Below are 25,801 nucleotides of genomic sequence, written 5' to 3' on the forward strand. Positions count from 1 at the left end.
TGAAATCCTTCATAGTAACGGCTCCTTTCGAATGTAGCTCTGCATATGGTTTTAAGTAGAATCCACTACACATTGTATCCACATGCAACCTACGTTAAGCGATTGGGGCCGCCTCGTTCATTATGACTAAAGGGCAGTCTAACGCAACTTCACATCAACTTTATGCGTCATTTGAAGATAGGTTGGAGTGAATTCACAGGAAGGGAACGGATTTCTACATCATGTGATGAGAGGGAAGGAGCATGCACATGAAAAAAGATTATGTGATGTTGCTTTTATTTGCATTATGCTTCGCTATTCTAACTGGATGTAAATCAAATGAGCCAGAAGATAAGCAGTCATTTCCATTAGCTCATAAACAGTTTATTGAACAATACGGTTGGACAATACGACAATTTCATGCTGACACGAATTTTGGTGCTGGTACCTTAAAGGCTTCCTATCAGGAACGTGCGAACGATTTAAAAACAAAGGCAAATCTTGATTTAAGTCCATATGTGGATAAAGAAGTCATTGAGACGGAGTACATACTTAACGAAAGCATAAATAATTATAATGAGATAACCTGTCACTTATTTGAAAGTGAAGGAAAAATAATCGCAGCCTATCTGGTATTAAATCAATCCGTGCTCGAGGAAGATAACTACACATATAAGACTATCCCTGGCCCAACCAGACCTATGATGAATAAAGAGGATGTAATATGAAAGTTTTTTAGATAAGCGACCATATATTTGGGGAATTACGCTAAACGGGTACGAGAATACAACGACAGCAGATTGCTGTCAACTCGATCCGCTTGACGACAGGTTTATGCCGATAAGGAGATTGTGAGCATGGCAAATGAAATGGTGTACATCACTGTTATAGAAGAACTCTTAATTACAATACCTGAACTAAAGCCACTCTACGCTGAAAATACGTATATGTGGTTCGATGACTACCTGCCATATGTGGTCTTTGGTTTCGTTGTCGTTCCAACCATGGAAGAAATTCTTCAAAATGATTGGCAAACCCCCGTGTTAAAACGGATTTCCGATTTTATAGAGATAATGATGCAAAGTAAGCACGATGATGTTCGAACACTCGCGGCGATAGAAATCGCAGAGTGGTTAGCTTATGAAGAGAAACCTGTCATTCGGACAAATGCGATAAAGTTAATGGGACGGGAAACCCTTAAAGAAATGAACGGAATGATGAATTGGAGACCAAATCTTTGAACGAACGGGCACGATAGCTCAACAACATGAGACAGTCTACGACTTTATTTTCATCGGACACCGGCGGCTTATTTGGAGGTAAATAATTCATGATTCCCCCGCGTCTGATGCGGGAATTGTTCGGATCGGTTGCGGGATAGGCCATCTCTTCCATTACTCTTAGCTGCGTAAAGCGCTTGATCACAAGTCGTATATAGCGTCTCAAGCTGTGTGAACTTATTCGGCACTACAGTGAGCACGCCCATGCTGATTGTATAAGGTACCGGCGGAGCTTCGCCGAATGAACCGCGTAGCGATTGTTTAATCCGCTCGGCTAGTTCGGTGGACTCGGCTTCATTCTTTCCTGGGAGCATCAGACCAAACTCGTCTCCTCCATAACGAGTAAACAAATCCTCGTTGCCCAAATTCCGCTTGATCCGCGAGGCTAGATCCTGCAATACCAGATCGCCGACGTGGTGACCATGGGTATCGTTAATGGTTTTGAACCAATCAATATCGAAAAGCAGATAAGATACAGGCTTCCCCTTCTTCGCATAATGCGCAAGAGCCAGCTTCGCATGGATTGAAAACGTTCTGCGATTCAGCGTGCCTGTCAAATCATCATAACTGGCTAAATGGACTAATTCTTGATTGGTTTTCTCCTTCAATAACAATACAAATGCCGTGCTCCCCAGAACCGTGAGCAGAAAGATACCCAATAACGAAATCAATTGAAAGATTCCCGGAATGAAGAAGCTGGCCGTTTCCGCGAACCGTAAGGCGATTATCCCTCTTAGCATGAAAGCTAGCATTGCAAGTAGATAGAGACTGCCCGTGACTCTCATGAGTACAGTTGCGGCTCGGTCCAGAACGAGCCGATAGGCCGGCATCAGGATTGCCGCGGTTACGAAAGTGATATAGGCAATTCGCATATCTTCGTTGTTGTGCAAGAGGAGGAGCAATTGAAAGCCGACGATGCCGCACGCCGTTAAGCGTGCATACATTTTCTTTATCTTCAGCCGAATCGGTTTATGAAGATTCAAGAGGGCTACCATCTCAAGGGAAGTGCCAATCAATAGAATCGAGTTCGCGAAACTGATGGAGAGAAAATCCGGAATGGTATCTCCCCGAAGCGCCATACAAAACCAGGATATAATTTGCAAGCATTTCGCAACGAAGTAACTATTGATCGATGCGAGATTGGAGCGGTCCAGCCAATATGAGCTAGCCAGAACGAAAGCCACTAAATAACCGATTCCAAGCGCTATGATAATCGTGTGTGAGTCTAAGTATAAATTCATGTTGTGCACCTGCTTAAGTAGGAGTATCCATTGATCATTCACTCAGATTATAACAAATCCTTCGCAGCGTGGCTCATTTCCCATAAGAATTTAAGCTGCTCTTCTTTCTATCGACAACTCAAAGTTTATGCTCAACTCCGCGGAGAGCGTAGAAGAGAACGCAAATCGTTGGAACTGTTATCTGCAAGGATCCTCAATGCCGCGATAAAAAGCTATTGACGCCATAGGGGCAACTTGTTACTATAATCCATATAATTCTATCGGAATTATTAACTATCTACTTATCATTGTTGACCGGCCAACCGGAGATCCGCTTATTTTATTGGCAAAGTCCTATTGCTGATTAACAGCATGGAGTAGGGAAATGATGCGTAGATAAAAATCGAACCGGTTCCATAATTGCAGTTTTGTTTCAAAACGTTGCGGATTCACTAGCGGATGCTTAAGAACCTATCCTATCAACTTATATCGAACGACTATTATGTTCATGTGGAGGAATTTGTAATGAAGAGATGGCTTCCGATTTCTATTGCGGCAGTACTTGCCATGGGGACGATTGCGGGTTGCGGGGATTCGAACGACAGCAAGACTAATGCGGTTAATTCGGAAAATACGAATAGCACGGCGCCGTCGTCCGAACAGTCGTCCGAACCGGATTCCGATAAGGCCGATCAATCCAAGAAACTGGATATCGACATTTTGACCATCAGCTATGGCGGCGCGAATTGGTCAAACGACAGTGCGATTGCTCAGTTCCTGAACCAGAAATTCAATGTCAACCTGAAATTCCAGGCGATCTCACAGGACAATTACGAAGAGAAGTTAAACGTGCTGGCCGCCGCCGGCAACTTCCCCGACGCCTTCCTGGTACAGAAGCCGGACTACCTGAAATGGCGGGACAAAGGCGTGTTCCTGGATTTGGCTCCCGTCATCGACCAGTACCCTAACTTGTCGCAATATTTGGGCGGTAAAGAATCGCTGCAATTCATGAATCCGCCAGGCAAGATTTACGGTCTTCCCTATTATCAAATCGAGACGCAAACCTCCTTTGGCATCCGCAAGGACTGGCTGGATAAGCTTGGACTGCAGATGCCGACGACGATTGACGAGTTTTACGACGTAACCAAGGCCTTCGCTACGCAAGATCCGGACGGAGACGGCAAGGCTGATACGTATGGCTTCTCGGCTTCCCTGGTTCAGAATAAGACGGATTTCAAGCATATCGATCCGATCAAAGCGGCTTTTGGTCTGGTTAATAACTGGGGCGTAAAGGACGGCCAGCTGATCAGCTGGCACACGCAAACCAAAGAGCTCGAGGATTTCGCGACCTTCTTGAATAAGGCCTACAAGGAAGGCGTGTTGGACAAGGACTTCGCGATCAACAAAGTAAAGGATCCGCAGGACAAGTACGAGACGGCGGGCAAGGTCGGCATCGATGATGTGGTGCCGAACAATTTCTATCAAGCGATCGTTCCGAAGCTGAAGAAAGTCGACCCGAACGCGGAAACCGTGCAGCTGCTGCCGCCGAAGGGACCGACGGGCTTGCAGGGAACTTCGACGAATTCCATCACGCAGAAGATAGTCATCAACGCCAAGATCGATAAGGATAAGCAGGATCGCTTGCTCGAGATGTTTAACTACTTCTTGTCCGACGAAGGCGACGTTCTGACGAAAAGCGGCGTCGAAGGGGCCGACTATAAGAAGGACGGCGACAAGTACGTTAAGCTGGATGCCTTCGACCAGGACGGCGCCAATCTAATCTCCACGCTGCTGCTTCGTCGATTTGATCTGCATACCCAGATCCATCTGTGGGACGATCCCACGACGGTTAGCAACGTCGATCAATGGTTCAAGAACAACGAGCCGTTTAAATGGGCAGACGCGGCGGCAGGGCTGGAATCGCCGACGGCTACCAAAATCGGGACGACCATCGACCAGAAGTTTATGGCAACGCTGATCAAAGTCATCATGGGCGATCAGCCGATCGGCGACATCGAACAAGCGGTGGCGCAGTGGAAAAAGGACGGCGGCGATCAAATGACGAAGGAATACAATGACGCTTACCAAGCAACTCAGAAATAACGCCTCAGAGGAGGAACAACATGAGGATGGAAATAAAGGAGGAAGCAGTCGAGTCGACTGCTTCTTCATCTGTCGCAAGGTCCAGAAGCTCCTCGGCTTGGATCCGCGGAATTCCGATCTATGTGATGATTTTGCCGGGTTTTCTGTATTTCGTCATCTTCAGGTACATTCCGATGGGCGGTCTTGTGATCGCATTTCAAGAGTACGATCCGTTTCTTGGATTTCTGAATAGTCCATGGACCGGATTGGATAATTTCCACCGGCTGCTGACGGATCCGGACTTAGGGATGCTGCTCCGCAACTCGCTGATCCTAAGCGGATTGAATTTGATTTTGTTCTTTCCCGCGCCAATCCTTCTCGCCATCATGTTAAGCGAGGTAAGCAGATCATGGTTCCGCAAAAGCGTGCAAACGATCATCTATATGCCTCATTTCCTGTCCTGGGTCATCGTCGTCAACATCACCGTCGTATTGTTCGCTACGCAGGACGGCGGCATCAACAATTTGCTTGAGAGCCTTGGTTTTCAGCGGATCGAGTTTTTAACGGACTCGCACTATTTCCGTGCCTTGTACGTGCTGCAAAATATTTGGAAAGAATCCGGCTGGAGCGCGATCATCTTTTTGGCGGCGCTGGCCGGCGTTAATCCGATGCTGTACGAAGCCGCGGTGGTCGACGGCGCCAGCCGCTGGAGACAGGTATGGCACATTACGCTTCCGGCGCTGAAATCGACCGTGATCATCTTATTTATTCTTCGGCTCGGTCAGGTGCTGGACCTCGGTTTCGAGCATATCCTGCTGATCCAAAACCCGGTCAATTTAGGCGTAGCCGATGTCTTCGATACCTATGTTTACCGTAATGGCGTGCTGCAGGGCAATTTCAGCTATTCGACGACCGTAGGCGTATTCAAGTCGGTCATCGGACTGGTTTTGATCATGCTTGCGAATCGGTTGACCAAAGTGTTCGGTCAAGAGGGGGTTTACTAGCATGAGAAGGTTCAATGCCCGCGGAAGCCAACCGATCTTTACGGTATTGACGACCGGCATGTTGTTGGTCAGCATGTTAATCGTCCTGTTCCCCTTCCTGTACGTGGTCACGACTTCCTTCGCGCCGAGAGAAGAGATCGTGTCACGGGGATTTTTCGTATTTCCCCATCGCTGGACGATCAATGCGTACGGCTATCTCATGAGCAATCGTCAATTCATGACTTCGTTCTTGAATGCCGTTCACATCACCGTCCTCGGCACGATCGTCAACATGTCGTTTACCTCGCTGATGGCTTATGGCCTGTCCAAGAGGTGGCTGAAAGGCCGAAAAGCGCTCAACTTGATGGTGCTCTTCACGATGCTGTTCGGCGGCGGTATTATTCCGACCTATCTCGTCGTCAAGAGCCTGCATCTTATCGATAGCTACTGGTCCCTCTATCTGACCGGCGCAATCGCGCCGTTTCATCTGATCGTGATGCGCAGCTTCTTTCAGAACATACCGCTCGAGCTGGAAGAGGCGGCGCGCATGGACGGCTGCGGCGAATGGCGGTTGTTCGGGCGCATCGTGCTGCCGCTCTCGTTGCCGGCGGTCGCTACTTTCACGCTGTTCTATGCCGTACAGAACTGGAATGCTTATTTTAACGCGGTCTTGTATTTGAACGATTCCGACAAATGGCCTTTGCAGGTGTTCCTGCGTCAGATGATGAACGAAGCCAATGACAGCATGGAGAACGTATCGGGCGCGTTCGAATACAGTCCCAGCGTGAAGATGGCGGCGATCGTCATTGCAGCGGTGCCGTTGATCGCGGTGTATCCGTTTCTGCAGAAATATTTCAACAAAGGCATGTTGATGGGATCTGTGAAGGGATAACGGCGAGAAGAGGAATCAGGCAAACGAAGCAGACGACTCTGAATAAAGGAAGGTACCATTCTAATGGCCATTCAAGAAGATTATATCGAGCGGGTATATGCGGGCTGGCTTGCCAAGGTGATCGGCGTCAGGCACGGCGGCAACATCGAGAATTGGACGTATGAGCGGATTCAACGCGCGTTCGGCGAGATCACCGGCTATTTGCACGACTTCAAGAATTTCGCGGCGGACGACGACACGAACGGGCCGCTTTTTTTCCTGCGGGCGCTCGAGGACTACGCGTGCGGCACGGACATTACGGCGGAGCAGATCGGGCTGACCTGGCTTAATTACGCCCCGGACGGGCACGGCTTCTATTGGTGGGGAGGCTACGGCAAGTCCACGGAGCACACGGCCTACCTGAATTTAAAGAACGGCATCATGGCGCCGCGCTCAGGCTCCATAGAGCAGAACGGCGTTGCCGTTGCCGAGCAGATCGGCGGCCAGATCTTCATCGATACATGGGGGCTGATCGCCCCGGGACGGCCGGATCTGGCTGCGCAGTTCGCGGACAAGAGCGCCTCCGTATCGCATGATGGAAACGGCAAATTCGGCGGGATGTTTATTGCCGCGTGCATCGCCGCCGCCTTTGCCGAACAGGACATCGAGCGAATCATCGCGCGCGGTCTGGCGGTCATCCCCGAGGATTGCGAATATGCGCACGTGACGCGCGCGGTCATCGAATTCTACAAAGCGTATCCGGATAACTGGAGGGACGCGTTCCAGTTCATCAAGGAAAATTACGGCTACGACAAGTATCCGGGGCACTGCCACATCATCCCGAATTCGGCCGCGATGATCTTGTCGCTGTTGTACGGCGAAGGCGACTTCTCCCGAACGATCAACATTTGCAACATGTGCGGCTGGGATACGGACTGCAATGTAGGCAATGTGGCGACGATCATGGGCGTTCGGGGAGGAATCGATGCGATCGGCGATGAGTGGAGGCGCCCGATCAACGACTTTCTTTGCTGCTCAAGCGTCATCGGTTCGCTGAACATTCTCGATATCCCATGGTGCGCAGCCTATATCGCTCGAATCGGCTATAAGCTTCAGGGCGAGCAGCCGCCGGGCAAATGGGCCGGCATTCTCGCGGATCGAGGGACGAGATTTCACTTCGAATACCCGGGTTCGACGCACGCGTTCCGGTTGGAGCATAACGACCCCCTGCCGGTAACGGGGTGGATCGAGAACACGACGCAGGCGTCGGCTACCGGCGACAGGTCGCTGAAGGTTGCGTTCGATAGCGTGCAAGGCGGTTGCGCGTACCGGGTATTTCACCAAACTTACTATCGCCCGCACGACTTCGACGACAGTCGTTACGACCCGGGCTTCTCGCCGATTCTATATCCCGGTCAGACGATAGAAGCCCAAGTGCTGCTGCCGGGACCAGCCGATCAGCGGGTGCAGGCTCGCCTCTATGCCAAAGACGGCAACGAGAACGCCTACTATTACGGGGAAGCCGCACAGTTGACCGCCGGTCGCTGGACGTCCCTGCGCTTCTCCATTCCTTTCCTCAGCGGTGCTTGTCTGGAGCAAGCTGGCATCGAGCTGACCCCGCTGGACGGCAAGGGAGCGCACGGTCCGAGTCTTGTCGTGTACATCGACGATGTCGCGTTCGGCGGCGAGCCGGCCTATGCGGTCGACTTTGCCCGGGAACGGCTGGAGAAGTGGAACGGGCTGCACATCGAGGTCAGCCAGATGACCTATCTGCGGGGGATCTGGACGCTGGAGGATGGCGCGCTCAGCGGAAGCTACTTCGGAGAGCCGGCCGAATGTTATACCGGCCAGCTGTCGTGGGACGATTATACGTTCGAAGCCGTGGTCGTGCCTAAGCTGGGCGAGCACCACCGGATCAACTTCCGCGTGCAGGGCGGCATCCGCTCTTACGCGGTCGGGTTTGCGCCGGGCGGCAGGCTTGCGCTGTACAAGAACGACAACGGCTACCGCGTATTGAGCCAGTGCGCTTCCGAGTGGCAAATCGGGAGGGCCGCAACCGTCTCGGTGCAGGCGAAGGGCGATCATTTTCAAATCGCGGTGAACGGCGTGCTTCTTCTAGACTATATCGACGATGATCGTCCCTACTTGTCCGGCATGGTCGGATTCTCGAACGCGGAAGGCAGCCGCACGCATTATCGGAGCTTCTCGGTCTCCGGTCAATCACTTGCTTAGAGGAGGTCCAGGACTATGAGCCAGTCTAAACAGCCTAATATTGTCGTCATCTGCAGCGACCAGCATCACCCTCTTATCAGCGGATACCGCGAGCATCCCTTTATCCAGACGCCGAATCTCGACGCGCTGGCCGCGGACGGCGCCCATTTCACGCGCGCGTACAGCAACTGTCCCGTCTGCACGCCGAGCCGGATGAGCTTCATCACGGGCAAATATCCGAATCAGATCGACAGCTGGTTCTTGGGCTGCCCGCTCGATCGCGAGGAGATGACTTGGTCGCGCAAGCTGGACGAGACGGGCATAACGTCTGCCATGTTCGGCAAAATGGATTTCTGCGGCGACTATCAGGACGGCGGCTTCAGCGAATACAAGATTATCAAGAAGCGGCCCTCGTTCAAGCCGTACCCGCGCACGACGCCGCTTTATTCGCGTTTGGAAGGGCATGTGCGGGCGGACAAGCGGCAGAACATTCTGAACGCGGGCGTGCGCGAGGATATCATCACGGACGGCGACACGGGTTATAACCAAGATCTCGGCTTCTATGACCACGATCGGGTCGTCACCGATTGGGCGATCGATTTTATCAAACGCAAGAGCAATGGAACGGACGGCGATGGGAAGCCGTGGGCCATGTATGTCGGTCTCATGTTTCCGCACTGGCCTTATAAAGTCCCGCAGCGCTATTACGATCTGTATTACCCGGACAAGGTGGTCATGCCGCATGACGCGCTGTTCCCGAATGACGGCCTGCATCCGCAAGTGCGCAACATGCAAGACGCGCTCGGCCTCGGACAGCTGACCGAGCCTGAACTGCGCAATGTCATCGCCGCCTACTACGGGATGATTACGGCGCTGGACGACAATATCGGCCGAATCGTCGCGGAGCTGAAGGAGCAAGGCCTTTACGACAATACCTATATCATCTACATGTCGGATCACGGCGAAAACTTGGGCGAGCATGGCCTGTTCTACAAGCAGTGCAGTTACGACGGCTCGGTCGGCGTGCCGCTGATCGTCAAGGGGCCGGGTCTGCCCCGCGGGCAGCGCATCGATCAGCCTGTGACATTGGTCGATCTCTATCCGACGATTATGGAGATCGCCGAGTTGGAGACGGAGGCGGACCGCCCGGGAAACAGCTGGCTTCCGCTTCTCCGAGGCGGCGAGCAGCCGGGTCGTCCCGACTATGCCTTCTCCGAATATCACGGCAACTTCTTCAAACAGGATTGGTACATGCTGGTCAAGGATGGCTTCAAGTACACGTATTACGTGAACGACCGCCCGTCGCTGTTCAACCTGAAGGAGGATCCCAAGGAGATGCGCGATCTGGCCGAGGACGAGCAGTATCGCGATCTGCTCGATCGGATGGAGGCGCTGCTGCGGGAGATCGTCGATCCGGAGGCGGTGTCGCTGCGGGCAAAGCGCGATTTGGGCTTAATCGGCCCGAACGGCGAAGATTATACGCTGACGATGACCGATCCCGAATGCAAGGAATTGATTAAGCGAGGCGTGTTCGAAGACGAGCCGGAATTCCCGCAATGGGATGGCGCGCCCGGTATCTGGACGAAGGAGGAACGATGAGCGATGAGCCGAAAACCGAATCTGCTCCTTATCATGTGCGATCAATTGCGCTACGACGTGCTCGGTTGCTACGGCAACGAGCTTGTGCAAACGCCCAATATCGACCGGTTGGCCCGGATGGGGGTCGTCTTCGATCAGGCTTATAGCCAGACGCCTGTTTGCGTGCCTGCGCGGCATGGCCTGATCTCCGGGCTGAATCCGTTCGAGATCGGTCTGCTCAAGAACGAGGGCTTGTCCAGGGAGATCGAAGCTCCCCTGCCGGAGCTGATCCGCCAGCAGGGATACCACACGTGCGCGGTCGGGAAGATGCATTTTCACCCGGCGCGCCGGCATTACGGCTTCAACCGGATGCTGCTGTCGGAGGAGGTCCCGTCCCACTTCGACGACGACGAATATCTGCAGTTTCTGCGGGCGCAAGGCTACGGCCATGTGATCGAACCGCACGGCAAACGAAGCGAGCTTTATTACGTTCCGCAAATCTCCGAGCTGCCCGAGCATCTGCATACGAGCGCCTGGACGGCGGATACGACATGCGACGTCATTCGGCAGAACCGCAACCGGCCGTTTTTCCTGTTCTCTTCGTTCATCAAGCCGCATCCGCCGTTCGATCCGTGCGTGCCTTATGACACGATGTACGCGCCGGACCAGGTGCCGCCGCCAAAGCGCCGGGAGCATGAACGGACGTCAGATGACGCGTGGATCGACGTCATGAACGACTACAAAGTGAACGGTATCGACAGCCTCAGCCGCGAGGACGAGCTGAAGATGCGGGCTTATTATTACGGCTGCGTTACGCAACTGGATAAGCAGATCGGCAAAATTCTGGATACGCTGGAGTCCTGCGGCTTGATCGACGACACGCTGATCGTGTTTACGGCGGATCACGGGGAGATGCTGGGCGACCATTATTCGTACGGCAAGCGGACCTATTATGAGATGTCCGCCAAAGTGCCGATGATCGTCAGTTGGCCGGGAACGCTTCCCGAGGGAGAGCGGAGGGACCAGTTTGCCTTGCTGCAGGATATTTACGCCACCTTCGTCAGCGCCGCCGGGGGAAAGGTGCCGGACGCTTCCTCCGGCGTGGATTTGCTGCCTGCGGCCGGACGGCGGGGGCAGCCCACGCGCGAGAAAATTTTTGCGGAGATCGGCAGAGGCCGGTTGTTCAAGACGATGCTGCGCTGGGATCGGTACAAATACATTTACCATGCCAACGGCGGCAAGGAGAACCTGTTCGATCTGCTGGCGGATCCGGACGAGTTCAACGACGTCTCGGCGCAGCATCCGGAGCTGTGCCGGGAATGCCGGGAACAAATGAAGGCCTATTACAGCGGTTACGGACTAGACGAAGCGCTTGATGGCGGCCGCCTGGTGCGCTACGACGAGACGGAACATGTACCGCGAGGCTATCTCGACCAATCGCCAAAATGGCCATCGACGGTTATCGCGGAAATGGAATAGGATCGGTAACGGCACAATGGAGCATTCGTCCGGCCGATCGCAAGGCAAGCGGTTAAATTATTCGTTGTAACCTTATGAGCGAACTGTTATTCTTTCAGCTATGGGTATAATAGCCTATCCAATTATCGAGCGATATCAAGCCGATAAGCGAAAAAGATTTCAACTAAGATATCCTGAAAGCGGCATGGAATAAAACGCAAATTTGGTTCGGAAGGGGGGCGGCAATTGGAGACGAAGCCTAAAGTAACGATTGACGACGTCGCCAGAAAGGCGGGGGTTTCCAAATCGACTGTTTCTCGCATTATCAATAATGTTACCGGCGTCAAACCGTATACCAAATTAAAAGTGAACCGGGTGATTGAAGAACTCGGCTTTACGCCGAATATCACGGCGCGAAGCTTGAAGACCAAACTGAGCCGGCAAATTGCGTTAGCCATTGACGATATTCGCAATCCCTACTACCCGGAACTCGCTTGGGCTGCCGAACAAGTGGCAAAAGAGAATAACTTTCGGCTAGTGCTGATTAATCATTACGGTAATCCGTCCGAGGAGCTTGCGGTCATCAAGGAAGCAAGCGATATGCGCGTGGACGGCATCGTCCTGCTGTCGATCAGCCATCCGAAAACGTTAACGAAGGTTATCAAAGAAGCAGCCGTCCCCGTTGCCTTGATTGGAAATTACCCGGAGGATATGCCGGCAGACTGGGTCGGGCTTCGTGAAAACGAAGGATACTTGGCGATGGATCATCTGATTCGCATCGGCAGAAGGCGAATTGCGTTTGCCGGAAATACGACGCTGCATCGCGGAGACCGCTATACGGCGTACGTGCAGTCGCTGGCTTCTCATTTTATCGATTTCAATCGTTCGTTAGTGTATACCGGCGAACGGCTGGCCATCGATACCGGCCTCGAGGCGGCTCGTTATTTTTACCATTTAAATGAAAAACCGGATGCGGTGTTCGCAGCCAATGATCTCGTGGCCATTGGAGTCGCGCAAGGTCTGATTGGTCTTGGCTTGCGTGTGCCGGAGGATGTGGCTGTAGTCGGAATCGACAATATTCCATGGTGTACGCTGACCACCCCTAAACTGAGTTCAGTTTCAAATCTAGTGGCGGAAATGGGTCGCATTGCGGTGGAGAAGCTGATCCTTCGTATCGGCGAGGAATCCAAAGCCTATGAAAGAATCGTCTTGGAGCCTCGGCTGATTGTGAGAGAATCCACCGTCAAGCAGATGTAGGGGCGTCGCTCGCGGCCCGCTCGAGAAAGAGTATTCTAATGCATGCGAAAGAGATTGCCCGAAACGCGGACAATCTCTTTTTCTATACCTATGGACCGGGTCAGCGAGGCGGCGTCCGAATCATTCGAATCCGTTAGGCCATCCTGCGAAACCATGGCAGGCGAGACAGCGGTGCCTCCACGCGCATTTCGACCGGACCCGCGACAGCGCTTCCGTCGTCTCCGATCCAACGGCCTTCGGGAAAACGCACGATCCGCGACGTTACGCCTTTCTCCAGCACCGGCGCGACCAAGGTGCGATCGCCCAGCATGAATTGGTCTTGAATCTTCGCATAACCTTGATGCGGATACGAGAATTCCATGCTGCGCAGCATGGGCTGACCGTCTTCCGCGGCTTGGCGCGCAAGCGCTGCGATTTCCGGTCCGAGCGTCGTTCTTAGACGAACGGCATCCAGGCACCACGCGAGCTCGTCGTCCCGCAGCACGCGCCAAGGCGCCATGGAGAACTGCATGACGGGGAACAGAACCGAGCATTGGACATATCGAATGAACAGCTCGCCGTCGAAGCGATAATCGGGGGAGTTGATGTCCCCGTCCATCCCCCCGCCGATCATGTCCGGACAGTTATACGCGTATCCCAGCAGCCCTTGGGCGACCGCATTGGGAATGAGCCCGGATAACCCGTGCCGGTCCCAGGAATGATGCTTGTCCCGTTGGCGCTGGATGAGCGGCTGTCCGCCGAGCTTCCAGCACATGCGAAGCTCGCTTAGCGGATAGCCGATGCCGAGACGGGCGTACGCTTCGCAATCTTCCATGGCGCTCATCGGCCGGCTCCATGCGACCGGCTGCAGGACGTCTCCCGCATCTTGGAGTATCGGCTCGCCGGCATCCAGCTTGAAGCCGTCAATGCCATACCGGTCGATCAGCCGGTCCAATTGCGCTTTGAACCAAGCCGCCCCCGATTCCTTCGTATAATCCACCACGGCGCTGTACCCGTTCCACCAGCGTCGAATGAGCGGGCTACCGTCGATGCTTTTCATCAGCAAATCGTTCGCAAGCAGCTTTTTGTATGCCGTGCAATCGGCGCTGACGTAAGGGCAGACCCATAGCATGACTTTGAATCCCATCCCGTGCAGCGTATCGACCATCGCCTTCGGATCGGGAAACCGGAACTTGTCGAAGTCCCACATGCCGTAATCGCGCATCCAGTTATCGTCGATGATCAGAATGCCGGCTGGCATGCCGTTGGCGAGAATGGATTCCGCGTAGCGGATGATTTTCTCCTGCGTCGGTTCATAGAACATCTCGACCCACGTGCAGTACTGCGGAGCCAGAAAGGCCAGCGGGTCGGGCATGAGTCGAGTTGGCGGGAAATGGGCATGGCAAGCATGCAGATAGGCGCCTTGCAGCGAGGCGTGATCTTCCTCGACAGTGACGCGTGCGTCCGCGCGATAGATCGTCAATCCTTCGTCGTCGATGCGGAACGCGAACGGTTCTTCGCTCCAGACGTAACGTCCATGACTGGACAGCAATAACGGCGACGCCTGGTTGTCGTCCGTGTTCCTGAGGTCTCGCGCATACGGCGCATCCCCATACGGCATGCAGACGCCGTCGTTGATAACGCCGCCCCACCAGTATTCGCCGGGTAATCTCTTCAGTTCGATCGCATCCATGTCTAAGCGCTCCTTGTCCATGCGGTTCCTTCGGGGAGGCATCCCCTTCGGTTACCATTATGCAGCGTCGTTCGGCTCCTGCAAAGACGATCTTAAGTATGGGGCGGCAATCTTAAAATCGAGGCATCGGACCGCACGCTCCGCATTGCCCCGCACGCTCGCGCTGTCTTCCGCGCCAATCGTTTACCGCCATTACCCGGATAACGCGACTGCATTAAAATGTTGTCGTTTTTCTTAAATTCTCGGCATCGCGGGCCATCTCCCCGTATGACAGAATGAGAGAGAATCCAAAAGCCGAGGAGGAGAATGATGGGAAGAAAAAAAGCAGGAGCGATGCTGTGCGCGGCGGCGCTGTCCGCATGCATGTGGTGGGGAGGAGGAACGGGCACGGGAGGCGAGGCGCATGCCGCGATCGGGCCGATTACGGTAAGCTTGACGGAATCGCCGGAAGCGTTCAAAAATCCGATCATGGGCTTTCGGCCGTCCCGGTACATCAATGAGAGCGCATTTTCCGACCGGGAATACGCGGATATTTACAAGCAGTACATCAAGTACACGGATCTCGAGACGGACGCGACGGATTCGGTGCAGAAGATCAAGGATTGGAGCAATACCGCTTGGGCGGGCATCGAGAACAAGAACATCAAGGTCGTGCCGCGCGTCGTCATCGTGTACCCGGGAACCGGGGAGTTCTGGCCGAACGGCGTGACCCACGGAGATCCGGTGAACCAATGGCTGTCGGAGACGCTCAAATCCCGTCTGGTCGCGTTCATCGGCAAGCTCGGGCAAGCCTGGGACAACGATCCCCGCGTGGCGTTCGTCGAGCTCGGCCTATACGGGAACTGGGGCGAAACCCACATCTATCCGAACAAATTCGCCGATGGCACGGACCGCATTCCGCTCAGCTTCCAAACGGCGCTGGGCGATGCGTACACGGCGGCCTTCCACAACAAGAAGGTGCTCGTGCGCTACCCCGAGACGTTCACCGCGTACAACTTCGGGATTCAATGGGATTCGTTCGCTTTGCCCGACGATGCCGCGGGGGGCAACGGGGAGATCGCCCGCGATACATGGCGGACGCAGATCAACAGCGGCGAGGTCGCGTACGATTGGGGCGATCAGTCGAATCTCGGCGGCAGTCCGGACGGCACGCTCGGCAGCGTCTCCCATACGAACTACGTCATCGATTGGATCATGAACACGCATACGTCCAGCTTGGGCTGGATATCGGACTATAACGCGAGCAATTCATCCGTCGAAGCGGGAGCGACCGCGATGCAGAAGATGCTCGGCTACCGTTTCGTGTTGAATCAGGCCACGTTCACCGGGAACGTGACGCCCGGAGGCACGATGAACGTCTCGTTCCAGGTCGTCAACAAAGGCTCGTCGCCGTTCTATTACAATTGGCCCGTCGAGGCGAGCCTGCTGAACAGCGACGGCAGCGTCGCATGGAAGGGATTGTTCCAGGGCGATGTGCGGAATTGGCTGCCCGGCACGAGTTGGAACAGCACGACTCGCGCGTACAACCAAGCGCCGGCAACGAACACGGTGAACGGATCGTTCACCATCCCGTCGAGCGTGCCGAACGGCACGTACACGCTGGCGTTGTCCATTCTCGATCCGTCGGGCTGGAAGCCGAGCGTCCGCTTCGCCAATACGAACTATTACGCGGGCGGCCGAACGCCGATCGGCAAGGTAGGCATCGGCATGGACCCGGCCAATCAGAACCTGGGCACGTTCGCCAGCCTGAAGTCGGACAACACGCTGGGCTACAGCCTGCAAAGCGGCGCTTACGACGGCGGAACGGGCGGAGGCAGCGGCGATACGCAGGCTCCGACGGCGCCTTCGAATTTGGCGTCGACCGGAAAAACGGCAAGCAGCGTCAGCTTGAGCTGGTCCGCGTCGACGGACAACGTCGGCGTCGCCGGCTACGATATTTATCGGGGCGGCAGCTACGCGGGTTCAGCCACGGGAACCACCTATACGGATACGGGACTGCAGGCGCAGACCGCCTATACGTATACCGTGAAAGCCAAGGATGCAGCAGGGAACGCATCGACCGCCAGCAATGCCGTGACCGTAACGACGTCGGCTGCCGCAGGCGGGGGCACTAGCGTGACGTATGAAGCGGAGTCCGCCGCGAATACGCTTGCGGGCGGTGCGGCAACGGCGGCATGCAGCACATGCTCCGGGGGCTCGAAAGTCGGATATGTCGGCAACAATAGCGGCACGCTGCAATTCGGCGGCATTAGCGCTCCGGCCGCGGGCACGTATTCGCTGACGATTTCCTACTTGAACGGAGATGCGGCGAGGTCGGCGCAGCTCAGCGTGGGCGGCGGCGCGGCCGCCACCGTGAGCTTCCCGAGTACGGGCAGCTGGAGCACGGTGGGGACGGTGACGACTTCCGTGCAGCTCGCAGCAGGAAACAATACGATCAAGTTCTCGAATGCGACCGGCTGGGCGCCGGACTTCGACCGGATCCAGCTGAACACCGGCAGCGGCGGCGGGGCGGATACGCAGGCGCCGACCGTGCCGGCGAACGTCGCCGTGACGTCCGCGACGACGAGCAGCATCGCGCTCGGCTGGAGCGCTTCGACCGATAATGTAGGCGTAACGGGCTACGACGTTTACCGGAACGGCACGTATGCGGGAACAACCGCCGCAACGACCTATACCGATACCGGGCTCGCATCCGGCACGACGTACAGCTATACCGTGAAGGCCAAGGACGCGGCGGGCAACGTATCGGCATCCAGCAGCTCGGCATCCGGCACGACGAACACGTCCGGAGGCGTCGCGTCGCTGCTGCTGGACAACTTCGATAATGCGCCGGCTTGGCCGAGCAGCAACGATCTGGGCAAATGGACGGGCGCCAACGGATTCGCGAACAACGCCGGCGTCATCGAGAATGGCGCCGTGAAGCTGCAGTACAACAATGACGGCTGGTTAGGCAGCGACGTCACGCAGAGCATCGCCGGATACAGCAAGCTGATCGTGCGGATCAAAGGCGCGGCGGGCGGCGAAGAAAGCCAGTTTCACCTTGTCCTTGGCGGCGTGGAGAAGACGCTTGGGGCCTTCAGCGGGAATACGGTAACGACGGCTTACAAGGATATCGCGATCGATTTGGCGGCGAACGGCGTCAACCAAGCTGCGCCGGGACAATTGCAAATGTCGTTCTGGCACGGCAGCGCCGGGACGGTGTGGATCGACGAGATCCGGTTCGAATAGCGGTTATCGCTGAAGAGGCTCCCCTCCGGTTTTGACCGACGAGGGGGAGCCTTTTACCGATTCCCGTGCCAATTATCGCAAGCGGGCGAACCCCCGCTTCCGCATGTAGGTCCAGAGGTTCAATTATTCGGGCAGCCGTGGTATCTTGAAGTTGTCTGTCGTCAATCGGGGGAGGACTGCCTGGAATGCATAGAAAGAGACGTATATTCGCGCTGGCGTTGATGCTCGCCGTCGCTGCGCTGAGCTCGGCCTGCAAGGGAGGGGCGGTCGAAGACTCCGCGAGCGAGGACTTCGCGGGCGCGACGCAGCCCTATGTCACGTTAAGAATGATCATGCCCGGCGACGAATCCGCGCGCATGCGGGAATTCGTCGATAACGAACTGAACGCGCGATTGAAGCGGGAATTGAACCTGAAGCTGGAGATGACGTACATTCCCTGGTCGGATTATCAATCCAAGCTCGAGCTCGCGCTGTCCACCGGAGAAAGTTACGATTTGTTCTGGTACGGCACGCCGTTCGTGTCGGATTACAAGGCGAACGGTTACATACAGCCGCTCGACGCGCTCCTTCGAACGTACGGAAAGGATTTGACGGCGAACATCCCGGCGGACAACTTTAAGCTGGACGAGATGGACGGTAAGCTGTGGGCGATTCCTTCCCAAGCGTTTACCTCCGCAGGGAAGTTCACGTCCGTCATGGTGCGTCAGGATTTGCTGGAGTCGGTCGGCATGAAGGAGATTCGGACGATCGCGGATTTGGAAGCGTTTTATTCCAAGATGCGCGCCAAGGATCCGAGTTACTACGGGTACTTGGAGAACGACCGCGGCCAAGACGTCCTGTGGCGGGAGCTGTCGGATCAGCCGTTTACGTTCCTGGATGAAAATCAGATGTTCGCCGTGAACGAAAATACCGGAGAGCTCGTCAATTATTTGGAATCCGATTTGTATAAAAAGGTCGTGCAGGTGCGCGAGCGATGGGTGGACATGGGGCTGATCGACAAGCGTCTCATCGGCAATCTGGCCGCGAATATCGATCAGGAGGACGCGGGCAAGCTGCTGTTCCGCGTCGGCGCCGTCTCGCGGGCGATGGAAAATTTGCAAACGGTGCAGAAGGCGGACGCAAGCGCCAAGCTTCGGGAGTATTACCTGTCCCCGGAGAAGCCGAAATACATCGTGGCGCCTTCGAACGAAGCGTACATGATTCCGGCGAAGGCGCTTCATCCGGAACGGGCCATGCAGTTCATGAATTGGATCCTGCAGAGCAAGGAGCACTACAATTTCATCATTTACGGCGTGGAGGGCAAGGATTATCGCACCTTGAACGGCAAAATCGAGCTGCTGACGAACGACCAATTCATGTACGAGTGGATGTGGCGGAACAAAAATTATTTCATGGCGACGACCAGCGTCGACGACTCCGTCGTGCAGGATATGCTGCATAACGACGATAACGCGAAGATTTCCCGGCTATTCGGCTTCCACTTCAACCAGGAAGCGGTCAAGAAGGCGTACGCGAGGGTGCTCGCGGTCTATAACGAGAAGTTCGTCCCGCTCAATATGGGAATCGTCGGCTACGACAAGCAATTCGCCGGCGCCATGGATGCGCTCAAGAAAGCCGGCTACGACAAGGTATGGGACGAGCTTCAGCGACAATACGCGGCTTTTCGGGCTGACCAGCCCGTCCCCGCGAGCCGGGAGGCGTCCAGGTGAAATCCAGCATATTCACGAATATGGTGATTGCGCTCCTGCTGCTGCTCACGCCGATCATTGCGCTGTACGCGTACTCGAACCATACGAGCTCCAGCGTGCTGACCGGAGAGATCGTGAAGGCGAAGCGCACGCAGGTCGAAACGTTCGTCGGCCAACTCGGCCAGATGTTCGCCCAATTCGACTCCTACCAAAAGATGCTGTACGAAAGCACGGAGGTTCGCAATCTGGCGTATCCGGACCTGCTTGGCGATGATGATCTGCTCCATTTTCGCACGCTCAAAACCGTGTCCGAAGAGATCAATCGGCTGGCTGGTTACGGAGGGCGGAAGGGGATCGTCGCGGTCGTTTACCCGAAGACGGGGATGATTATCAAGAGCAATTCGAGCCTTGGCGCCATGCCGGCCGCGCTTCCGGACAAAGACGGGTTTTGGAGCTACCAGGCGAATGCGAAGGGCGACGCTTATTTTATCGAGACGATCTCAAGTCCGGCCAAAAACGCCAAGGATGAAGAGGCGGACCTGACGGTCGTCGCGAAGGTGGACGAAGGCGAGATCAAAAGCGATCTGTCCGAGATGAAGGGCAACGGCTTGGAGGATCCCTTCCTATACCGACCGGGCTATTCGCCGATCTTCAACTATACGGCGAATCAGGCCTTGATCCGCGAGATGCTTCCGGCGTTAAGCCCGAATCGCGCAGAGGGCAGCTTCGGGCCGCTGCAGATTCGCACGAGCGGCGGCGATTACCAGGTGCACATGGAGATGATTCCGTCGCTCGGCTGGTATTTGGTCGACTACGTGTCGATCGGCACCATCATGGCGCCGATCGACCGGAACCAGACGATGTTCTACGCGATCAGCGGCATGATGCTGTTCATGGCCTGCATGCTCGGCTTCCTCCTGTACCGAAGCATCCGCATTCCATTCCGCAAATTGCTGCAGGGCATGAATTTCATCGAGAAAGGCATCTACACGAGCCGGATGAAGGATCCCCCGAAAGGGGAGTTCCGTTACTTGTATCATCGCTTCAACTCCATGGCCGAGCGAATCGAAGAGCTGATCGAGGACGTGCTGAAGGAACAGATCCGGACGAAGGAAGCGAATGTAAAGCAGCTGCAGTCGCAAATCAATCCGCATTTCCTGTATAACACGCTGGCCTATATCAAGAGCATGGTGGAGCTGGGGGAAAAGGAAGCCGCCGTGTCGATGACGATGAACGTAAGCAAGTATTACCGCTATACGACCAAGCTCAGCCGCAGCTTGGCGACCGTGCGCGAAGAACAGGAGCTGGTCGTCAATTATTTGGATATCCACTGCATGCTGACGGACGATTTCGAATACGAGATCGACATCGACCCGGCCATGCTGAATATGAATATTCCCCGCTTGTCGCTGCAGCCCTTGGTCGAGAACGTGATCCTGCATGCGTTCAGAAAGCCGGTGCGGTACGGGGCCGTCCGCATCCGGGGAACGCTCGAGGAGACCGGCATCGCGCGGCTCTCGGTCGAAGACAACGGACCGGGCATCGCCCCGGCGCAATTGGAAGCGCTGCAGGCGAAGATTCGCAATGCGCTGATCGACCAGATCGATTCCGGCCTGCAGAACGTTCACCAGCGGCTGATGCTGTTGTTCGGCAGGAGCTCCGGGCTCTCGCTCCGCTTGTCCGAATGGGGCGGCTTGCACGCGGAATTGACGTGGCTGGCGCAATACGACGAATTGGAATCGAAAGAGGAGGCATAGCGCGTGTACGAAATATTGATCGTGGACGATCATACGCATTTGGTGGACAGCTTGGCGAACGCCCTGCCTTGGGAGGAGATGGGCATCAGCGCCGTGCATAAGGCGTATTCCGGGGAAGAAGCGCTGGAGCTGCTGCATTATTACGGCATCGACCTGATCGTGACCGACATTCAAATGACGGGGATCAGCGGACTTGAGCTGGTATCCGTCGTGAAGGAGAAATGGACCAAGATCAAATCGGTCATCCTGACGGGGCACGACGAGTTCCAGTACGCGCAAGAAGCCATTCGCCAAGGCATCTGCAATTATTTGTTAAAGCCCGTTTCGAACGAGGAGCTCGAAAGGACGATTCGCGCGTTGATCGGCGAGCTGCAGCGGGAAGGGGAGGCGCTGGTCAATCAGCAGAAGCTGGCGTACTTGTTCCGGGAAAGCTTGCCGAAGCTCCGGGAGTCGCTGCTGCAGGAGCTGCTTGCGGGCAAATTGCCGCCATTGTCCCAGCTGAACGAGAAGCTGCGGCTGTACGGGCTGGCGTTCGACGAAACGAATCCGTTTCTGATGCTGTGCATGCGCATCGAGGAGGATTTCGCCGGGACGGACCTGTACAGCGTGTCGCTGCTCGAATACGCGCTCACGAACATCGCGGACGAGATATTCTCGCCGCGCTATCACAATTGGCATTGCAAGGACGATTACGGGTATATGGTGTTCCTGATCCGCCCGAAGCAGCCGTCCGAGGGCGCCGACAAGGAATGGATGGAGGAAGCGGAAAGGCTGGCCCGGCTCGTGCAGCATCAGATCAAACGGTTCCTGAAGATCAAGGTTTCGCTCGTGATGAGCAATTGGAGCGCGTTTCCGCGCGAGGTACCCGCCGCGTATCGTAATTCGCTTTCCTTGTTCACGGATTTTATCGGCTTTCAGACGGAGAGCTTCTTCCATGACCTGCAGGAGCGGAGCGTGGAGGAGATCCGTCCGTTATCCGAGCTGTACGCCAGCCCTTCGTTCATGCAGCTGCTGGAGGTCGAGCAATGGAGTGCCGCGGAAGCGAAGATGAAGCGCGTATTCGAGGAGCTGGAGCAGCGGGAGAACAAGACGCGGGAGCATGTCTTCGAAGCATACGTCACCATCATGCAGGCGTTCTCCTACTACGTGCACAAGAAAGGGAAGCGGTTCTACGATATCTACGGCCGCGAAGCCGAGAAAATGCTGAAGCTCGATGCCGGCTGGAGCATCGAGCCGTTGCGGGAATGGTCCTTTCGGAGCTTGCGGCAATTGGAAACCTACAGCGGAAGCCTGTCCAACCGCTTCCGCCACGAGTTGATCAACCGCGTCATCCGTTACGTCAACGACCAAGTCAAGGACGTCACGCTTCAGTCGGCGGCGGACCATGTTCATCTGCACCCGGTCTACGTGTCCAATTTGTTCAAGACCGAGACGGGAGACAATTTCTCGAACCACGTCCTGCGCGTCAGGATGGACTTGGCGCTGCAACTGCTGCAACGGACGGACTATAAAATCAACCGGATCGCGCAGGAGGTGGGCTACCAGAAGCCGCAATACTTTATCAAGCTGTTCAAAACCCGCTACGGCATGACGCCGCAAGAGTATAAAAACGGTCTGCCCTGAACCGCCCTGAACCGCATTCAAGCCCGGTCGGCGGCGGCCAACGAAGAACGAAAGCTTCGCATATCCACGACCTCGCCTTGGCGCAAACGGGAGTCTTCGGCCGCGAAAGCCATCAAATGGCTTTCGAGCGAAGCTTCCGCCGACGTCAACGAGCCGGCGAAACGTTCTTCGCGCAAGTCGGACAAAAATTGGCGCAGGACACCCGCATCTCCCCCGTGGTGTCCGCTATCGCCGCTTGGGGTTCGGTACACGGTGCGTTTGCCGCCGGCGAATTCGAACAGATCGACTTCCTCCTTCAGCAAGTCCCCGCGAATTTCTCCTTTCGTTCCCATGATCTGCACGATGCGGTTGATATCGCGCGTGAATCCGCACATGCTGAACATCGCCGTTGCGCCGCCCGCGAATTCCAGATTCACCACTTGATGATCGACGACGTCGTTGTCCGTGCGGTATACGCATTTGCCGTAGGGCCCCGTCAGGATGGCGTTCATCCGATTCTCCAGCGTCGGCGGGTCGGCGATGAGCGCCGCGAAGGGGTTGGCTTCCGGATCCTGCGCATAAAACCGCATGGCCGAATACGGACAAGCCGCTTCCGCCGCGCATCCGTCCGTGCACCGGTCCGTCGCGCCCTCCGGCGCGTTGCTCGCGCGAAAGTGGCTTAACGAGCCGAAGGAGCTGACGCGCACGCAATCCGCGTCCACGAGCCAGCGGATCAGATCCATGTCGTGGCAGGACTTGGCCAAGATCATCGGACTGGACTGCTCGGCATTCCTCCAATTTCCCCTGACGAAGCTGTGGGCGTAATGCAGGTAACCGACATTCTCGTTATGCTGGACCGACACGACCTCCCCGATGACGCCTTCCGAGATGAGCGTCTTGATCCGCTGCCAGAACGGAATATAGCGGGATACATGGCAGATCGTAAGCAAGCGCCCCGATCGGCTCGCCGCCTCGGTCATGGCGATGCATTCCATTGGATCGCTCGACATCGGCTTCTCGAGCAGCACGTGATATCCCTTCCGCAGCGCGGCCATGGTCGGCTCGAAGTGCATCCGGTCCTGCGTGCAGATGAGCAGCGCATCGCAGATGCGAGGGCCGTCAAGCAGCTCTTCCCACGTCGTGAAGACGCGTTCGCCGGGCAAGCCGAATCGTTCGGCGAACGCGTGTCTTCGCTGTTCGTTCGGCTCGGCGACGGCCGCGATCTCTGCCTCATCCGGGAATTGGGCGAAGTACGGCGCATAGCTTATCAACCCCCTGGCCCCTGCGCCGATAACGGCAAGCGACGGTTTTCTTTTCATGATACGACCTCCTCATAGGCTTGCAAGCCTGCGCATGCATGGGTTGGCTTGATTCAAAAATCATTATGGACGGTAACCCGCATGCTTGAAAAGCCCATCTTAATTATGGGGTTTCAATCTTAAGAATGAGGCATTTCGCCCCTGCAACCGCGTGTCTTATGATGAATGCGCAGGGGGACGCCTTGCGGGACAATGCCGGGAAAAATGCGCGCAATTTTTCTTGGGCCGTTGTCGTCTCACCATAAAACGAGGGGGAAATACAGTGGCATTTCGCAAAAAAGCTTGGCTTTCCGGCGTGGGCATGACCGTTGCCGCGGCATTGGCGCTTACGGGCTGCGGCAGCAACGATTCGAACGGCGGCAACGCGTCAAGCACGACGAATAACGCCGCGGGCGGCAATGCGGCAAGCGCTTCGAAAGAAAACGTTACGCTGACGTATACGATTTGGGATCAGCTGCAGCAGCCGGCCATGGAAGCGATCGGGAAAGAATTCACGGCCGAGAACCCGAACATCAAAGTCAAAGTCGAAGTCATTCCATGGAACGATTATTGGACCAAGATGTCCGCGGCGGCTCCGGCGGGCACCTTGCCCGACGTGTTCTGGATGCACAGCGGCCAATTCGTGAAGTACGCGTCCGGCAAGTTCCTCGAGCCGATCACCGACAAGGTGCAGGCCGGGGAAATCAACATGGACGACTATGCGGCGAATCTGGGCTCCATCTATCAGCTCGACGGCCAAAACTACGCGATTCCGAAAGACTTCGATACCATCGGCCTTGCCTACAACAAAGAGCTGTTCGACCAAGCGGGCGTTCCGTATCCGGACGATACGTGGGATTACGCGAAGCTGGCGGAAGCGGCGAAGCAATTGAGCCAGCCGGATAAGGGCATCTACGGCTTCGCGGCCAAGATGGATACGCAAGGCGGCTATTGGAACGACATGCTCGCGAACGGCGGCTCGATCATTTCCGCGGACGGCACGAAATCCGGATACGACGATCCGGCATCCATCGAAGCGCTGCAAGCGCGGTACCAAATGATTCTCGATAAAGCTTCTCCGAGCCATCAGCAAATGACGGACACGGATTCCACCGAGATGTTCAAGTCCGGCAAAATCGCCATGATCTTCGAAGGCGACTGGAGAACGACGGACATCGACGGCAGCGACATCATCAAGGGCAAATGGAACTGGGCTCCGCTGCCGAAGGGAAAAGCAAAGCGCGGCGACATCATCAACGGTCTCGGCAACGTCATGTCGGCGTCCGGCAAGCACAAGGACGAAGCGTGGCAGTTCCTGAAATTCCTCGGTTCCAAGCGCGCGGCCGAAATCACGGCGCAAATGGGCGCGGCGATCCCGGCGTTCAAAGACACGCAGGCGGCATGGGTCCAATCGAAGCCGCAGCTGAACCTGCAGGTATTCATCGATCAAGCCGCGGACGCGACGCCATATCCGGCGGGCACGAAGGCGTACCCGGTGTGGTTCCCGAAAGAGTCGGAAATCATGGCGCAGGCATGGGGCGGCAAGATCTCCATCGAAGAAGGCGCCAAGCAAGTGGCGGCCATGATGAATCAAGCGATCGCGGACAACAAGTAAGCCCTCCTCGAGGGGGAACGGA

Annotated in this window: 17 protein-coding genes; 14 read left to right on the forward strand and 3 right to left on the reverse strand. The window is 55.7% G+C overall.

Features of this window, described 5'->3' with window-relative positions; all coding sequences use genetic code 11:
* The first annotated feature begins 248 nt into the window (after nt 1-248).
* Together GT019_RS25460 and GT019_RS25465 are read left to right on the forward strand one after the other, a co-directional pair.
* A complete protein-coding gene (locus GT019_RS25460; RefSeq protein ID WP_161746255.1) occupies nt 249-707 on the forward strand; it encodes a DUF4830 domain-containing protein in 459 nt (152 codons plus the stop codon).
* A 129-nt stretch (nt 708-836) separates the two neighbouring features.
* Nucleotides 837-1,220 (forward strand): DUF7674 family protein, encoded by a 384-nt coding sequence (locus GT019_RS25465; RefSeq protein ID WP_161746256.1) that lies wholly within the window; start codon nt 837-839, stop codon nt 1,218-1,220.
* A gap of 68 nt (nt 1,221-1,288) precedes the next feature.
* Here GT019_RS25465 and GT019_RS25470 read toward each other — a convergent pair whose 3' ends face one another.
* On the reverse strand, nt 1,289-2,500 hold the full coding sequence (locus tag GT019_RS25470; protein ID WP_161746257.1) for a GGDEF domain-containing protein: 1,212 nt from the start codon (nt 2,498-2,500) through the stop codon (nt 1,289-1,291).
* Between the two features lie 504 nt (nt 2,501-3,004).
* Between GT019_RS25470 and GT019_RS25475 the strand changes: the two genes are divergently transcribed.
* The 7 genes from GT019_RS25475 to GT019_RS25505 all read left to right on the forward strand — a co-directional run bounded on the left by GT019_RS25475 (nt 3,005) and on the right by GT019_RS25505 (nt 12,919).
* Entirely contained in the window at nt 3,005-4,582 is a 1,578-nt protein-coding gene (locus GT019_RS25475) for an extracellular solute-binding protein (RefSeq protein ID WP_161746258.1), read from the forward strand.
* Nucleotides 4,583-4,602: 20 nt separating this feature from the next.
* Entirely contained in the window at nt 4,603-5,565 is a 963-nt protein-coding gene (locus GT019_RS25480) for an ABC transporter permease (RefSeq protein ID WP_161746259.1), read from the forward strand.
* Nucleotide 5,566: 1 nt separating this feature from the next.
* Nucleotides 5,567-6,436 (forward strand): carbohydrate ABC transporter permease, encoded by an 870-nt coding sequence (locus GT019_RS25485; protein ID WP_161746260.1) that lies wholly within the window; start codon nt 5,567-5,569, stop codon nt 6,434-6,436.
* Between the two features lie 63 nt (nt 6,437-6,499).
* The gene (locus GT019_RS25490; protein ID WP_161746261.1) at nt 6,500-8,647 is read left to right on the forward strand and encodes an ADP-ribosylglycohydrolase family protein; all 2,148 of its coding nucleotides are present in this window, start codon (nt 6,500-6,502) and stop codon (nt 8,645-8,647) included.
* A 15-nt stretch (nt 8,648-8,662) separates the two neighbouring features.
* Entirely contained in the window at nt 8,663-10,225 is a 1,563-nt protein-coding gene (locus tag GT019_RS25495) for a sulfatase-like hydrolase/transferase (RefSeq protein ID WP_161746262.1), read from the forward strand.
* Nucleotides 10,226-10,228: 3 nt separating this feature from the next.
* Nucleotides 10,229-11,683, forward strand: coding sequence for a sulfatase family protein (locus tag GT019_RS25500; RefSeq protein WP_161746263.1), 1,455 nt, complete (start codon nt 10,229-10,231; stop codon nt 11,681-11,683).
* 225 nt (nt 11,684-11,908) lie between these two features.
* Nucleotides 11,909-12,919, forward strand: coding sequence for a LacI family DNA-binding transcriptional regulator (locus GT019_RS25505; RefSeq protein ID WP_161746264.1), 1,011 nt, complete (start codon nt 11,909-11,911; stop codon nt 12,917-12,919).
* Nucleotides 12,920-13,052: 133 nt separating this feature from the next.
* Here GT019_RS25505 and GT019_RS25510 read toward each other — a convergent pair whose 3' ends face one another.
* Entirely contained in the window at nt 13,053-14,591 is a 1,539-nt protein-coding gene (locus GT019_RS25510; protein WP_161746265.1) for a glycoside hydrolase family 31 protein, read from the reverse strand.
* Between the two features lie 309 nt (nt 14,592-14,900).
* Here GT019_RS25510 and GT019_RS25515 point away from each other — a divergent pair, with 309 nt between their 5' ends.
* From GT019_RS25515 to GT019_RS25530, 4 genes are all read left to right on the forward strand, one after another.
* Nucleotides 14,901-17,819 (forward strand): DUF4832 domain-containing protein, encoded by a 2,919-nt coding sequence (locus GT019_RS25515; RefSeq protein ID WP_161746266.1) that lies wholly within the window; start codon nt 14,901-14,903, stop codon nt 17,817-17,819.
* 185 nt (nt 17,820-18,004) lie between these two features.
* A complete protein-coding gene (locus tag GT019_RS25520) occupies nt 18,005-19,528 on the forward strand; it encodes an extracellular solute-binding protein (protein ID WP_161746267.1) in 1,524 nt (507 codons plus the stop codon).
* Nucleotides 19,525-21,264 (forward strand): sensor histidine kinase, encoded by a 1,740-nt coding sequence (locus GT019_RS32540; RefSeq protein ID WP_161746268.1) that lies wholly within the window; start codon nt 19,525-19,527, stop codon nt 21,262-21,264. The genes GT019_RS25520 and GT019_RS32540 overlap by 4 nt, the downstream gene beginning before the upstream one ends.
* Before the next feature lie 3 nt (nt 21,265-21,267).
* Nucleotides 21,268-22,887 (forward strand): response regulator transcription factor, encoded by a 1,620-nt coding sequence (locus tag GT019_RS25530; RefSeq protein WP_161746269.1) that lies wholly within the window; start codon nt 21,268-21,270, stop codon nt 22,885-22,887.
* Between the two features lie 17 nt (nt 22,888-22,904).
* Here GT019_RS25530 and GT019_RS25535 read toward each other — a convergent pair whose 3' ends face one another.
* Nucleotides 22,905-24,185 (reverse strand): Gfo/Idh/MocA family protein, encoded by a 1,281-nt coding sequence (locus GT019_RS25535; RefSeq protein WP_161746270.1) that lies wholly within the window; start codon nt 24,183-24,185, stop codon nt 22,905-22,907.
* 262 nt (nt 24,186-24,447) lie between these two features.
* On the opposite strand from GT019_RS25535, the gene GT019_RS25540 reads away from it, so the two are divergent.
* A complete protein-coding gene (locus tag GT019_RS25540) occupies nt 24,448-25,779 on the forward strand; it encodes an ABC transporter substrate-binding protein (RefSeq protein WP_328804034.1) in 1,332 nt (443 codons plus the stop codon).
* Nucleotides 25,780-25,801 lie beyond the last annotated feature (22 nt).

The organism is Paenibacillus glycinis (assembly GCF_009909185.1).
Lineage (GTDB): Bacteria > Bacillota > Bacilli > Paenibacillales > Paenibacillaceae > Paenibacillus_Z > Paenibacillus_Z glycinis.

Coding starts and splice junctions, on each gene's coding strand:
- GT019_RS25520 (WP_161746267.1), top strand. CDS start 18,005: ATGCATAGAAAGAGACGTATATTCGCGCTGGCGTTGATGCTCGCCGTC.
- GT019_RS25470 (WP_161746257.1), bottom strand. CDS start 2,500: ATGAATTTATACTTAGACTCACACACGATTATCATAGCGCTTGGAATC.
- GT019_RS25475 (WP_161746258.1), top strand. CDS start 3,005: ATGAAGAGATGGCTTCCGATTTCTATTGCGGCAGTACTTGCCATGGGG.
- GT019_RS25490 (WP_161746261.1), top strand. CDS start 6,500: ATGGCCATTCAAGAAGATTATATCGAGCGGGTATATGCGGGCTGGCTT.
- GT019_RS25460 (WP_161746255.1), top strand. CDS start 249: ATGAAAAAAGATTATGTGATGTTGCTTTTATTTGCATTATGCTTCGCT.
- GT019_RS25500 (WP_161746263.1), top strand. CDS start 10,229: ATGAGCCGAAAACCGAATCTGCTCCTTATCATGTGCGATCAATTGCGC.
- GT019_RS25510 (WP_161746265.1), bottom strand. CDS start 14,591: ATGGATGCGATCGAACTGAAGAGATTACCCGGCGAATACTGGTGGGGC.
- GT019_RS25485 (WP_161746260.1), top strand. CDS start 5,567: ATGAGAAGGTTCAATGCCCGCGGAAGCCAACCGATCTTTACGGTATTG.
- GT019_RS25465 (WP_161746256.1), top strand. CDS start 837: ATGGCAAATGAAATGGTGTACATCACTGTTATAGAAGAACTCTTAATT.
- GT019_RS25495 (WP_161746262.1), top strand. CDS start 8,663: ATGAGCCAGTCTAAACAGCCTAATATTGTCGTCATCTGCAGCGACCAG.
- GT019_RS25480 (WP_161746259.1), top strand. CDS start 4,603: ATGAGGATGGAAATAAAGGAGGAAGCAGTCGAGTCGACTGCTTCTTCA.
- GT019_RS25535 (WP_161746270.1), bottom strand. CDS start 24,185: ATGAAAAGAAAACCGTCGCTTGCCGTTATCGGCGCAGGGGCCAGGGGG.
- GT019_RS25515 (WP_161746266.1), top strand. CDS start 14,901: ATGGGAAGAAAAAAAGCAGGAGCGATGCTGTGCGCGGCGGCGCTGTCC.